Annotated in this window: 12 protein-coding genes; 8 read left to right on the top strand and 4 right to left on the bottom strand. The window is 69.4% G+C overall.

Going from position 1 to position 13,316, the window contains the following annotated elements:
* Positions 1-262 precede the first annotated feature (262 nt).
* The 7 genes from LCM32_RS16875 (at position 263) to LCM32_RS16905 (ending at position 8,355) form a co-directional block, all read left to right on the top strand.
* On the top strand, positions 263-1,144 hold the full coding sequence (locus tag LCM32_RS16875) for a LysR family transcriptional regulator (protein WP_224822265.1): 882 nt from the start codon (positions 263-265) through the stop codon (positions 1,142-1,144).
* 94 nt (positions 1,145-1,238) lie between these two features.
* On the top strand, positions 1,239-1,724 hold the full coding sequence (locus LCM32_RS16880) for a formate dehydrogenase subunit gamma (RefSeq protein WP_224822266.1): 486 nt from the start codon (positions 1,239-1,241) through the stop codon (positions 1,722-1,724).
* Positions 1,721-3,247, top strand: coding sequence for a formate dehydrogenase beta subunit (locus LCM32_RS16885; protein ID WP_224822267.1), 1,527 nt, complete (start codon positions 1,721-1,723; stop codon positions 3,245-3,247). Before LCM32_RS16880 ends, LCM32_RS16885 begins: the two co-directional genes overlap by 4 nt.
* A gap of 117 nt (positions 3,248-3,364) precedes the next feature.
* A complete protein-coding gene (gene fdhF / locus LCM32_RS16890) occupies positions 3,365-6,265 on the top strand; it encodes a formate dehydrogenase subunit alpha (protein ID WP_224822268.1) in 2,901 nt (966 codons plus the stop codon).
* A 16-nt stretch (positions 6,266-6,281) separates the two neighbouring features.
* Positions 6,282-7,139, top strand: a complete 858-nt coding sequence (gene fdhD / locus LCM32_RS16895; protein ID WP_224822269.1) for a formate dehydrogenase accessory sulfurtransferase FdhD — start codon at positions 6,282-6,284, stop codon at positions 7,137-7,139.
* Positions 7,129-7,347: a formate dehydrogenase subunit delta gene (locus tag LCM32_RS16900; protein WP_224822270.1), complete on the top strand. Its 219-nt coding sequence runs from the start codon at positions 7,129-7,131 to the stop codon at positions 7,345-7,347. The genes fdhD and LCM32_RS16900 overlap by 11 nt, the downstream gene beginning before the upstream one ends.
* A gap of 213 nt (positions 7,348-7,560) precedes the next feature.
* Positions 7,561-8,355: an ion transporter gene (locus LCM32_RS16905; protein ID WP_224822271.1), complete on the top strand. Its 795-nt coding sequence runs from the start codon at positions 7,561-7,563 to the stop codon at positions 8,353-8,355.
* Positions 8,356-8,359: 4 nt separating this feature from the next.
* Here LCM32_RS16905 and LCM32_RS16910 read toward each other — a convergent pair whose 3' ends face one another.
* Positions 8,360-9,451 (bottom strand): helix-turn-helix transcriptional regulator, encoded by a 1,092-nt coding sequence (locus LCM32_RS16910; protein WP_224822272.1) that lies wholly within the window; start codon positions 9,449-9,451, stop codon positions 8,360-8,362.
* A 513-nt stretch (positions 9,452-9,964) separates the two neighbouring features.
* On the opposite strand from LCM32_RS16910, the gene LCM32_RS16915 reads away from it, so the two are divergent.
* Positions 9,965-10,585, top strand: a complete 621-nt coding sequence (locus tag LCM32_RS16915; RefSeq protein ID WP_224822273.1) for an invasion associated locus B family protein — start codon at positions 9,965-9,967, stop codon at positions 10,583-10,585.
* 3 nt (positions 10,586-10,588) lie between these two features.
* Here LCM32_RS16915 and LCM32_RS16920 read toward each other — a convergent pair whose 3' ends face one another.
* The 3 genes from LCM32_RS16920 to LCM32_RS16930 are packed head-to-tail and all read right to left on the bottom strand — an operon-like array spanning position 10,589 to position 13,316.
* Positions 10,589-11,380, bottom strand: a complete 792-nt coding sequence (locus LCM32_RS16920; protein WP_224822274.1) for a heme ABC transporter ATP-binding protein — start codon at positions 11,378-11,380, stop codon at positions 10,589-10,591.
* A gap of 2 nt (positions 11,381-11,382) precedes the next feature.
* Positions 11,383-12,453 carry a FecCD family ABC transporter permease gene (locus LCM32_RS16925; protein ID WP_224822275.1) on the bottom strand — a complete coding sequence of 357 codons (1,071 nt, stop codon included), beginning with the start codon at positions 12,451-12,453 and terminating at the stop codon, positions 11,383-11,385.
* Entirely contained in the window at positions 12,453-13,316 is an 864-nt protein-coding gene (locus tag LCM32_RS16930; RefSeq protein ID WP_224822276.1) for a heme/hemin ABC transporter substrate-binding protein, read from the bottom strand. Before LCM32_RS16930 ends, LCM32_RS16925 begins: the two co-directional genes overlap by 1 nt.

A 13,316-nucleotide genomic window follows, 5' to 3' on the forward strand; every position in this document is an offset into this window, starting at 1 on the left:
TTCGTCTCTCGCTTACGTAAAGTTCGCAAAGCTCGGGATATCGCGCGATCCCACTTTGCGCTCTTTCTCGCTACCTTCACCGTTCCGCGTCTGCCCGTGCTTTGCACGGGCGCGCCCGAACCGCCCCCACGGGGCGGGCGCACTGCGCCCACCCCTCGGTTCGGGCGAGGTCGGGCCGGCTAAATCGAGGAGGGGATCGCGGAGAACCCCACCGCTTGCCCTTGCCCCCGCAACCGGGCCAGATACGGCCAAGGGGGATCCCATGATCGAAAAGCTGGAAATGCTCATCGCACTCGCCCGGGAGGAGCACTTCGGCCGCGCGGCCGAAAGCCTCGGCATCACCCAGCCCAGCCTTTCCACCGGGATCAAGCAGCTTGAGGCGCAGCTCGGCGTGCAGCTGGTCTGGCGCGGGTCGCGCTATCTGGGCCTGACGCCGGAAGGGCAGCGCGCGCTCGACTGGGCGCGGCGCATCGTCGGCGACGCCCGCACCTTCCGCGAGGAGATGCGCGCCGTTCACGCGGGCCTCTCCGGGGCGCTGCGCCTTGCGGTGATCCCCACCGCGCTCACCACCGCCGCCCATCTGACCCACGGGTTCTCCGCCGATCACCCCGGGGTCTCGCTCTCGGTCTATTCCCGCAGTTCCGACCAGATCCTCACGATGATCGAGAACCTCGAGGCCGATGCGGGCATCACCTATCTCGACAACGAACCGCTGGGGCGGATGACGGCGATCCCGCTCTACCGCGAGAGCTATCACCTCGTGGTGCGGCGCGGCACGGCGCTGGCGGGGCGGGCGGCGCTCGACTGGGCCGACCTTGCCGATCAGCGGCTCTGCCTGCTGACGCCCGACATGCAGAACCGGCGGATCATCAACCTGATGCTGCACGAGGCCGGTGTCGATCCCGGCGCGGGGGTCGAGAGCAATTCGACCGTCGTCCTGATGACCCATGTGGAGGAGGGCGGATGGGCCACGGTGCTGCCCGCGCAGATGGCCCGCTTCCTCGCCGCCGGGCGCGACGTGGTCTCGATCCCGATCCGGCAGAGCAACGTGCCCTCCGTCGGCCTCATCGCGCCGTGGCGCGAGCCCCATACCCCGGTTCTGGAGGCGCTGCTCTCGGCCGCGCGCAAACAGGCGGAGGTCTGACATTCGATAGGTGATGTCTATCGAATGACGGAAAGCCGATATTGATATCGTATGCCACGGTGTGCCAGACCCCGATCACTACGGGAGGACGCCAATGACATCGACACCAGCCCCCTCCGTCGCCCCGGCCGAGGCCGAGATCGACGCGCTCATTGCTGCGCAGCTGCATCTGGAGGGGCCGCTTCTGCCGATCTTCCACGCCTTGCAGGAGGCCTATGGCCACGTCCCGCAGGCGGCGCTGTCGCGCATTGCGGAGGCGCTGAACCTGACCCGCGCGGAAGTGCACGGCGTCATGTCCTTCTACCACGATTTCCGCAGCGCACCGGCGGGCCGCCACGTGCTGAAGATCTGCCGGGCGGAAGCCTGCCAGTCCATGGGCGGCGCGGCGCTGGCGGATCGGCTGCTGGCCAAGCTGGGCCTTGGCTGGCACGGCACCACGCCCGACGGCAAGGTCACGGTGGAGCCGGTCTATTGCCTCGGCCTTTGCGCCTGTGCGCCCGCCGCCATGGTGGACGGCAAGGTGCGCGGACGGCTGGATGAGGCCGCCTGCGACGCGCTGATCGCGGAGGTGCGGGCATGAAGATCTATATCCCCGGTGACAGCGCAGCCAAGGCCGTCGGCGCCGATGCGGTGGCCGCGGCAGTCGCGCGCGAGGCGGCGGCGCGGGGTCTCGACGTCGAGGTGATCCGCAATGGCACCCGCGGCATGATCTGGCTGGAGCCGCTGCTGGAGGTCGAGGGCCCCGCGGGCCGCACCGGCTTTGGCCCCGTCACGGCGGCGGATGTGCCCGCGCTCTTCGACGCGGGCTTTGGCGCGCATCCCAAGGCGCTTGGCACGGTGGAGGAGCATCCCTTCTTCGCCCGCCAGACCCGCCTGACCTTCGCCCGCTGCGGGCTGACCGATCCGCTGTCGATGGCGGACTACGAGGCTCATGGCGGCCTGAAAGGTCTGCGCCGCGCGCTGGAGATGACCGGCGAGGCGATCGTCGACGAGGTCAAGGAAAGCGGGTTGCGCGGCCGCGGCGGCGCGGGTTTCCCGACGGGCATCAAGTGGGACACCGTGCGGCTGGCCCATGCGGATCAGAAATACATCGTCTGCAATGCCGACGAGGGCGACAGCGGCACCTTCGCCGACCGGATGATCCTCGAGGGCGATCCCTTCTGCCTCTTCGAGGGCATGGTGATCGCGGGCCTCGGCGTGGGGGCGACCAAGGGCTACATCTACCTGCGCTCGGAATATCCCGATGCGGTCGAGATGACGCGCCGCGCGCTCGACGTGGCCTACCGGACGGGTCTCTTGGGCGATGTGCTGGGCTCCGGCCGCCGCTTCGATCTGGAATTGCGGGTGGGCGCGGGCGCCTATGTCTGCGGCGAGGAGACCTCTCTCCTGAACTCGCTGGAGGGCAAGCGCGGCGTGGTTCGGGCCAAGCCGCCGCTGCCCGCGCTGGAAGGCTTCATGGGCCGGCCCACGGTGGTCAACAACCTGATCTCGCTGGCAACTGTGCCGGTGATCTTTGCCAAGGGCGGGGCCTTCTACCGCGACTTCGGACTGGGCCGGTCGCGGGGCACGATCCCGGTGCAGATCGCGGGCAACGTGAAATACGGCGGGCTGTTCGAGACCGCCTTCGGCATGTCGCTGGGCGAGCTGGTCGAGGATGTGGCGGGCGGCACCGCCTCGGGCCGTCCGGTGAAGGCGGTGCAGGTGGGCGGCCCGCTGGGGGCCTACATGCCGGTGTCGAAGTTCGCCACGCCCTTCGGATACGAGGAATTCGACGGGCAGGGCGGGCTGATCGGCCACGCGGGCCTCGTGGTCTTCGACGACACGGCGGACATGCTGGGCATGGCGCGGTTCGCGATGGAATTCTGCGCCGTGGAAAGCTGCGGCAAGTGTACGCCCTGCCGGATCGGCGCGGTGCGCGGGGTCGAGACACTGGACCGGATCGCGGGTGGCGACGCGGCGGCGATCGACCTGCTGGAGGACCTTTGTGAGACGATGAAGGACGGCTCTCTCTGTGCGCTTGGCGGGCTGACGCCGATGCCGGTGATGTCTGCGCTGATGGGGTTTCCCGACGATTTCGCGCGCACGAAAAAGGCGGCGGAGTGAGATGGGCGGCGCATCGATGCAGGCGTCGTTCGGTGGGGCAAACCGGCGCGCAGCGGGGGCCAGCCCCCGCACCCCCGGGAGTATTTTCGGAAAGATGAAAGGCGAGGAGGTGCGGCCATGAAGGATTTCATTATCCCCCCCAAGGACTGGGACATGGGCACCCCGCTCTCCCGCTCCACCAGGACCGTCACGCTGAGCATCGACGGCTTTGACGTTACGGTGCCCGAGGGCACCTCCGTCATGCGGGCGGCGATGGAGGCGGGGATCAAGATCCCGAAACTCTGCGCCACTGACAGCCTCGAGGCCTTCGGCTCCTGCCGTTTGTGCGTTGTGGAGATCGAAGGCCGGCGGGGCACGCCGGCGTCCTGCACCACGCCGGTGGCGCAGCACATGAAGGTGCACACCCAGACGCCCAAGGTGAAGAAGCTGCGCAAGGGGGTGATGGAGCTCTATATCTCCGACCACCCGCTGGATTGCCTCACCTGTTCGGCCAATGGCGACTGCGAGTTGCAGGACATGGCGGGCATGGTCGGCCTGCGCGACGTGCGTTACCAGGCGCCGGATGCGGCGCCGCTGGCGAACCACTTCACGCCCCGCGACACCAGCGGCGCGGTGAACCCGGACTGGACGCCCAAGGACGACAGCAACCCCTATTTCACCTACGACCCTGCGAAATGCATCGTCTGCAACCGCTGCGTCCGGGCCTGCGAAGAGGTGCAGGGCACCTTTGCCCTGACCATCGAGGGCCGGGGCTTTGACAGCCGGGTCAAGGCGGGCGCGCCGGGGGATGACTTCCTCGCCTCCGACTGCGTCAGCTGCGGCGCCTGCGTGCAGGCCTGCCCGACCGCGACGCTGCAGGAGTCTTCCGTCATCGAGATGGGCACGCCCGACCGCTCCGTCATCACCACCTGCGCCTATTGCGGCGTCGGCTGTTCCTTCAAGGCAGAGCTGAACGGGGACGAGCTGGTGCGCATGGTGCCCTACAAGCACGGCAAGGCGAACCGGGGCCATTCCTGCGTGAAGGGCCGCTTTGCCTACGGCTATGCCAAGCACAAGGACCGCATCCTCAACCCGATGATCCGCGACACGATCGAGGAGCCGTGGCGCGAGGTGTCGTGGGAGGAGGCGCTGAGCTTTGCCGCCACGAAGATGCGCGGGCTTCAGGAGACCTACGGCAAGAAATCCGTGGGCGTCATCACCTCCAGCCGCTGCACGAACGAGGAAACCTACCTCGTGCAGAAGCTGACCCGCGCGGTCTTTGGCAACAACAACACCGACACCTGCGCGCGCGTCTGCCATTCGCCCACCGGCTATGGCCTGGGCCAGACCTTCGGCACCTCGGCAGGCACGCAGGATTTCGACAGTGTCGAGGACACCGACGTCGTCATCGTCATCGGCGCCAACCCAACCGACGGCCACCCGGTCTTTGCCTCGCGGCTGAAAAAGCGGCTGCGGCAGGGGGCCAAGCTGATCGTCGTCGACCCGCGCCGGATCGACCTCGTGAAGACCGCCCATGTGGAGGCGGCGCACCACCTCGCCCTGCGGCCCGGCACCAACGTGGCCGTGGTCACGGCGCTGGCCCATGTGATCGTGACCGAGGGGCTCTTCGATCAGAGCTTCATCCAGGAGCGCTGCGACTGGGACGAGTTCCAGGAGTATGCCGAGTTCGTCTCGAACCCGCGCCATGCGCCGGAGGCGGTGGAACTGCTGACCGGCGTGCCCGCGGCAGAGCTGCGCGCCGCGGCCCGGACCTTTGCGACCGGGGGCAATGGGGCGATCTACTACGGCCTTGGCGTGACGGAACACAGCCAAGGCTCCACCACCGTCATCGGCATCGCCAACCTCGCCATGCTGACCGGCAACATCGGCCGTAAGGGCGTGGGCGTGAACCCGCTGCGCGGCCAGAACAACGTGCAGGGCTCCTGCGACATGGGCTCCTTCCCGCATGAACTGCCGGGCTACCGCCATGTGAAACACCCCGAGGTCCGCGCGGTCTTCGAAGAGGTCTGGGGCGTCGAGATCGACGCGGAGCCGGGCCTGCGCATTCCCAACATGCTGGATGCCGCCGTCGATGGCACCTTCAAGGGCCTCTACTGTCAGGGCGAGGACATCCTGCAATCGGACCCGGACACCAAGCATGTGGCCAAGGGGCTTGCCGCGATGGAGTGTGTCATCGTCCATGACCTCTTCCTGAACGAGACGGCGAATTACGCCCATGTCTTCCTGCCCGGCTCCACCTTCCTCGAGAAGGAGGGCACCTTCACCAATGCCGAGCGCCGCATCAACCGGGTGCGCAAGGTGATGGCGCCGCTCAACGGCTATGCCGACTGGGAGGTGACGCAGATGCTGGCCAATGCCATGGGCGCGGGCTGGCACTACACCCACCCGGCGCAGATCATGGAGGAAATCGCCGCCACGACCCCCAGCTTTGCCGGTGTCACCTATGACCTGCTGGAGGAGAAGGGCTCGGTCCAGTGGCCCTGCAACGAGGACCACCCCGAGGGCACGCCGCTGATGCATGTCGATGGCTTCGTGCGCGGCAAGGGGCGGTTCATCGTCACCGAATACGTCGCCACGGACGAGAAGACCGGCCCGCGCTTCCCGCTGCTGCTGACCACGGGGCGCATCCTCAGCCAGTACAACGTCGGCGCCCAGACCCGGCGCACGGAAAACACCGTCTGGCACGATCAGGACGAGCTGGAAATCCACCCCCACGACGCCGAAGTGCGCGGCGTGAAAGAGGGCGACTGGGTCAAGCTGGCCTCGCGCTCGGGCGAGACGGCGCTGAAGGCCACGCTGACCGACCGGGTCAGCCCGGGCGTGGTCTATACCACCTTCCACCACCCGACGACGCAGGCCAACGTGATCACCACGGACTACTCCGACTGGGCCACCAACTGCCCGGAATACAAGGTGACGGCGGTGCAGGTCTCGCCCTCGAACGGGCCTACGGACTGGCAGGAGGACTACGAGGCGCAGGCCCGCCGCGCCCGTCGCATCCTGCCGGCGGCAGAGTGATATGGGTCCGGTTCACATGGGCCCCCGTGGTACAGGGCCGCGCGTCCACGAAAGCCGGCCGGGCCTCGCCCGGCGCGACGGGCAGGTCCGCGCCGTGACCCGGCTGTTGCCCGACGAGGTGCCGGTGGCGCTGAGCTACCAGGGCACGACGCAGGCGGTGATGATGGCCAGCCCCGCCGACCTGGAGGATTTCGCCGTGGGCTTCACCCTCTCCGAGGGGATCGTCGCGGAGATCGGCCAGATCGAGAGCCTCGACATCCTGCACCACGATCAGGGGATCGAGGCGCAGATTTGGCTGGCGGGCGACCGGGCGGAGGCGCTCTCGGCCCGGCGTCGGGCCATGGTGGGGCCGGTGGGCTGCGGCCTCTGCGGGATCGACTCGCTGGAGGAGGCCTGCCGCGCGCTGCCCGTGGTGCCCGACGCGGCCCTGCGCTTCACCGAGGCCGAGATCGGCCAGGCGACCGAGGCGCTGCGCGATCACCAGCCGCTGCACGATCTGTCCCGGGGCCTCCATGCTGCCGGGCTGATGCTGCCGGGGCAGGGGATCGTTCTGGCGCGCGAGGACGTGGGCCGGCACAACGCGCTCGACAAGCTGATCGGCGCAATGGCGCGGCGCGGCATCGACGGGCGGGGCGGCGCCGTGGTGCTGACCTCGCGGGTCTCGATGGAGATGGTGCAGAAGACCGCAATGGCCGGCATCCCCATGATCATCGCCGTCTCTGCCCCCACCGCCTATGCCGCACGGCTGGCGGAGGAGGCGGGCATCACGCTGGCGGCCTTTGCCCGGGACGGGGCCTATGACCTTTACGCCAACGCCGGGCGCTTGGGCGCTGCCCGCCCCGGCCCGGAGGGGGAGCACACCGATGTCGCCTGACAAGCTGATCTACATGGCGAACCAGATCGCCACCTTCTTCGAGACCCAGCCGGGCAGCGATCAGGCCGAACATGTGGCCGATCACCTGAACGACTTCTGGGAGCCCCGGATGCGGGTGCAGTTGCTGGCGATGGTCGCCAGTGGCGAGGCCGAGGGCCTGCGCCCGCTGGCCCGCGCCGCCATGGCGCATGTCCGCGCGCCCGCCTGAGCACGCCTGCCATCGCGCCGCGCGCCGGGCCCGGGTCTGCCCGCGCGGCGCGCCTTCGCAGGCCCCGCTGCCCGTCCCGAGGGCAGGATGCCGCGCATCTGCCGCGCCGGGCGTCCGCCCGGGGCCCCCTGTCATCCCGGGCCGGTTTTCAAGACGTTGACACCCTCCGCCTGCCACGCCAGCTAGACCGCGACTGGCGCAACGGACGGACCCATGACAGCTCTCAAGACCTTCATTGAATCGCGGACCTTCGAATGGGCGATCACCGCCCTCATCGTGATCAACGCCATCACCCTCGGGCTGGAGACCTCGCCCCGTGTCATGGCGGTGGCGGGTGACTTCCTGTTGGCGCTGGACAAGCTGGTGCTGGCGGTCTTCGTCATCGAGCTGCTGGCCCGGTTCGCCGTCTACCGTACCAAGTTCTTCCACGATCCGTGGCGCATCTTCGATCTCTTCGTGGTGGGCGTGGCGCTGGTGCCCACGACCGGCAGCCTCTCCGTCCTGCGGGCGCTGCGGATGCTGCGGGTGTTGCGGCTGATCTCGGTCGTGCCCTCGCTGCGCCGCGTGGTGGGCGGGCTGATCTCGGCCCTGCCGGGCATGGGCTCCATCGTGGTGCTGCTGGGGCTGGTGTTCTACGTCTTCGCCGTCATGGCGACCAACCTCTATGGCGCCAGCTTCCCCGAGTGGTTCGGCGATATCTCCTCCTCGGCCTATACGCTCTTTCAGGTCATGACGCTGGAAAGCTGGTCCATGGGCATCGTGCGTCCGGTGATGGAGGCGCATCCGATGTCTTGGACCTTCTTCATCCCCTTCATCATCGCCACCTCCTTCACGGTGCTGAACCTCTTCATCGGTATCATCGTCTCCGCCATGCAGGAGGAACACGAGGCCGCCGCCGAGGACGAGCGCACCACCGCCGCCGACAACCAGCGCCTGCTGCTGAAGGAGGTTCGCGCCCTGCGGGCCGAGGTGGCCCGCCTGTCAGAGCGCACCGGCGCCACGGACTGAGGGATCAGTCCCTCTCTGCGGCGAAGAGGCGGACCAGTTCCGCCTGCCGGTTGGTGCCGGTCTTCTCGAAGATGCGGCTCAGGTGGGTCCGCGCGGTCGACACGCTGATCCCGAGCCGCGCCGCGGCGGCATCGCGCCCGTCGCCGCGCAGGATCTCGAGGCAGAGGGTCGATTCCGCCGGTGTCAGCCGGAACTCTTCCTGCATCCGCCGTTTCAGCGCCTCCTGCCGCGCCCCGTGGTCGGTGACGACCAGCAGCGCCGCGACCGGCCGCAACAGGGCGGCGGTCTGGGTCGGGTCGGGGCAGGGCAGGGCCTCCACCACCACCTGTCCGCGCCCGTCCGGGTCAAAGGAGATCTCGCCGCCCCGGGGCCGCGCGGCGGGGCCCAGTGCGGCGCAGCCCGCGATCAGCTGATCCAGCTGCCCGGTGAGCGCCGTCGTGGGCAGCACCAGCCGCCCCGCGTGCAGGCGCATCCCGCGCGGCAGATGGGCCTCGTCCAGCGGCTGCCCGAGGTCGGTGATCGGGCGTGCCCGGATGTCCACGGCCAGCGTCACCGCGTCGGGCCGCCCGGCCCCTACGCCAAGCAGCAGCGTCTGCATCGATAGGCGCCGCATCCTCTGCTCGATCTCCACCGCGCGGACCAGATGCGGCAGCACCACGGCAAACCGCGCCGCGGCCTCATCGTCGATCTCGTCCGTCCGCTGGCCCGCCTGCAGCACGATCGAGGCAAAGCCCGCCCCCTGTCGCAGCAGGTTCGAGGCCAGCCGTTCCGCCCCCAGACCGGAGGTCGCCCAGAATTCGTTGTGGAAGGTCGAGGACAGGAAGGCCTCGCGCCCGGTGTCCTTCAGCGAGGTGATCTTGCCCACCGGCGCGCCCGAGGTCGCGGGCACGGTGGGATCGCGCATCCACCAGCCGTCCTGTTCATAGGCCCGCACCACCTCGGGATCGGCGCGCGGCGTCAGCACCGAGGAAAAGGCGGTTTCCGGATCGACGACCACCATGGCCGCATTCTCGACGCCGCAGAGATCCGAAAGACGCACCAGCACGTCCTGCCAATCCCATTGCCCGGCGGCAGCGGCGTAAATTTCATCTATCACGCCCAGAAGATCGGCGTGTTCCAATGTCCGCATTCGGAACCCCCGTGCGGGACGGCGACTTAAATGACCCAACAAACCACTTGAATGAAAACAGGTTGCGCCTGTTTGATGTGCAATACCGGAAATCCTAGGGGGCAAATCGGCCTGCCCAAAGAGAATTTTCCATCGCTTGGTCAAAAAAATGCGGCGTATCGGACGTTCGTATGACGCAAGGGCAATTTGCGGCTCATACGGTGTGGCTGCGGCTAAGCTGCGTGACCCAACTATTTGATCAAGACCTTTTCCTTTGAAGGGGAGCAGAGGCGACTATTTACCCCAAAAATCCTTTCATGATGTGTCCGTGACTCATGTGGGATCCCTTGGTTTGCCTCTGCCCCCTTCCTGAAGTCTCCGCGCTTCCCCGGGGGGCTGACCCCTCCATCCTGTCCACTTTCACACTGTCCACTTTCGCTCTGGCCACGGGGCGCGGGACGGTGTTTCCTTTGCTGTGACACGACACGCGAAAGGGACGCGATGACAGGCGTAGGACGGGCCCTGGCCACGGTACTGCTGGCGCTGATCCCGCTGCAGGGCCTGTGCCAGACGGCGCCGCCGCGCCCGGCGTCACCCAAGGCCCCCGCCGCACCGCCCATCGCCTCCCGCCCGCCGGAGCCCTCTGTGCCCCTCGCGCCCCCGGTTCCCGATGCGCCGACGGATCGCCCGCGCGGCCGTGACATCGGCGTCTGGACGGTGACCTGCGACCTCTTCGACAGCGATCAGCGCGACTGTGCCCTGACCCAGCGGTTCCAGCACACCCGGGCAGAGCTGTTTCTGGCCGAGATCGACCTGCAACCGGTCACGCCGGGGCAGGTGCTGCTGCGGGCCCGGGTGCCGGTGGGGGCGCGGCTGGCGGAGCCCTTCGTGCTGATCTCGCGAAGTGGCGGGGCGCTGCCGCTCACATGGGTCGCCTGCGGCCCGCTGATCTGCGAGGCGCAGCGCGTGCTGCCGCAGGCCCTGCTGGCGCAGATGGAGGCCGCCGGGGATCTGAGCGCACGCTTCCGGCGCGACTGGGACGGCGCGGTGCATCTCTTCCCCGTGCCGCTGGCCGGGGCGGGCGAGGGGATCGCCCTCCTGCGGCGGGCGCGCTGGCGCTGAGGCCTATTCCGCCGCCGCCGCGTGGCGGGCGGCATGGGGCAGCAGGTAGGTCGCTTCGGCGGGGGGCGTGTTGACCCGGATGCGGCAGGCATAGGCGTTGGAAAGCAGCGCGTCGGTCAGCACCGCCTCGGGCCGGTCCTGCGCCAGCACCCGCCCCTGCGCCAGCAGCGCCACGCTGTCCGAGAACATCGCCGTCAGGTTCAGGTCATGCATCACCGCCACCACCCCGCCGCCCGCATCGGCGAAGTCGCGGGCGATCTGCATCACCTGCAACTGGTGCCCGATGTCGAGGGAGGAGACCGGCTCGTCGAGGAAGAGCCAGCGGGCCGCGCCATGGGCCGTCGGCTCCCAGACCTGCACGAGGACGCGGGCCAGCTGCACCCGCTGCTGCTCGCCGCCCGACAGTTCCTGATACATCCGCCCGGCAAAGCCACCGAGGCCGACGCGGGCCAGCGCCCGCTGGCTCAGGTCCGGCCCGCCCGCGTCGAGGCCGCCCTGCTGGCCAAGGCGCACCACCTCGCCCACGGTGAACGGGAAGGAGAGCGGCGTCGCCTGCGGCAGCACGCCCCGCAGCGCCGCCAGCCGCCAGGGCTTGGTCTGCGCGATCTCGTGGCCGTTCAGCGTGACCGATCCGTCGTAGACCAGCTCTCCCGTCAGGGCCCGCAGCAGCGTTGTCTTGCCCGACCCGTTGGGCCCGACGATGGAGGTCAGCGCGCCGGGGCGGGCGGTGAAGGCGGCCTCCGACAGGATCGTGCGGCGGCCAAGGTGCAGGGTCAGGTCACGGGCGATCAGCATGGTCAGAGCTCCAGCAGGGTGCGGCGGCGCAGCAGGATCCACAGGAAGAACGGCCCGCCGAGGGTCGCGGTGACGATCCCGATGGGCAGTTCGGCGGGGGCGATGATCACCCGGCTGATCACATCCGCCGCCAGCAGCAGAGCCGCGCCCAGCAGGGCGGAGTTGATCAGAAGAGGCCGGTGATCGGGGCCCGAGACGAGGCGCAGCAGATGCGGCACCACGATGCCGACGAAACCGATGCCGCCGCTGACCGCCACGGCCGCCCCCACGGCGCCCGCGACGGTGAGGATGGCCATGCTCTTGAGCCTTTGCACGTCCTGTCCCAGATGCGCCGCCGCCGCCTCGCCAAGGGCGAGGGCGTTGAGGCCACGGGCCAGTGCCGGGGCGGCGGCGAGGGCCAGCAGCATCAGCGGGGCTGCGGTCAGCACCTTGGCCCATGTCGCCCCGGCGATGGAGCCCATGCCCCAGAAGGTCAGGTCGCGCAGCTGCGTGTCATCGGCCATGTAGACCAGCACCCCGGACAGCGCGCCTGCAAGCGCGCCAAGGGCGATGCCCGCCAGCAGCATCGTGGCGACCGAGGTGCGCCCGGAGCGCGTGGCAATGGCATAGAGCAGCAGGGTCGAGGCCCAGCCGCCAAGGAAGGCCGCCACCGGCACGGCGTAATGGCCCAGCGTCGCCGCCAGCCCGGCGGGCAGGAGGCCCCCCAGCACGATGGCCGTGATCGCCCCCAGACCGGCGCCCGCGCTGACACCCACGAGGCCGGGATCGGCCAGCGGGTTGCGGAAGAGCCCCTGCATCACCGCCCCCGAGACCGCCAGCGAGGCGCCCACCAGCATCCCCATCGCCAGCCGGGGCAGGCGGATGTCGAAGAGCACGACCCGGTCGCGCAGCGAAAGCTCCCGCCCCGCCAGCAGGTCGCCCCCGATCTGGCGCAGCGAGATGCCCGAGGCCCCCACCGTCAGGCTGGCGGCGCTGACCGCCAGCAGCAGGAGCACCAGCAGCAGGGTGACGCGCCGGGCGAGGGCCCGGCGGTCGCCGGTGGGGGCGGCGGCGGGTTCGCTGAGCGCCACCATCAGCTGTCGTGCCCCGCGCTCTGGAGTGCGGCGCTCAGCTCGGTCACGGCCTCGCCCACGCGGGGGCCGAAGCCGAGGAGCAGCATGCCCTCCATCCGCACCACCGCGCCGGACTGCCCGGCAGGCGTGATGGCAAGCGCCGGATGGCTGAGCGCCTGATCAGCGGTGCCGTGGCCCGCGTCGGCGGCCCCGCCGCGCGACATCATCAGGATGACATCGGGGGCGGCGGCGGCGATCGCCTCGTCCGTCACGGGCTTGTAGCCCGAGAAGGCGGTCAGCGCATTCTCGGCCCCGGCAAGGGTGATGATCCCCTCGGCCGAGGTGTCGCGCCCGGCGGCAAGGATACGCCCGCCCTGCATCGAGAGGATGAAGAGCACCTTCTTGGCGGGTGTGCCATGGGCGGCCTCGGCGGCGGCGGCCAGTTGGGCATCGACGCTGTCTGCCAGCGCCTGCGCGGCCTCGGGCACCTCCAGCGCCGTGCCCACGGCGAGGATCTTGGCGCGCACGGCCTCGGCGGAATGGCCGCCGGGCACCTCGATCATGGGGATCGCGGCGGCGCGCAGCATCTCCACCGCCTCGGGCGGGCCGGCGCCTTCCTCGGTCAGGATCAGGTCCGGGTCCACCGACATCAGCCCCTCGGGCGAGAGGGCGCGGATATAGCCCACGTCGGGCAGCGCCTCCGCCTCGGGCGGGAAGTTCGACGTCGTATCCCGCGCCACCAGCCGGTCCTGCTGGCCGAGGGCATAGACGATCTCGGTCACGGAGCCGCCGATGGAGGCGATGCGGCTGGCAGGCTCGGCCCAGAGGGCCGGGGCCACGAGGGCGAGGCAGGCGGCAAGCGCCGTGGAGCGCAGCAGGCGCAT

Origin of the sequence: Pseudooceanicola nanhaiensis (assembly GCF_020171315.1) — a bacterium.
Lineage (GTDB): Bacteria > Pseudomonadota > Alphaproteobacteria > Rhodobacterales > Rhodobacteraceae > Pseudooceanicola > Pseudooceanicola nanhaiensis_A.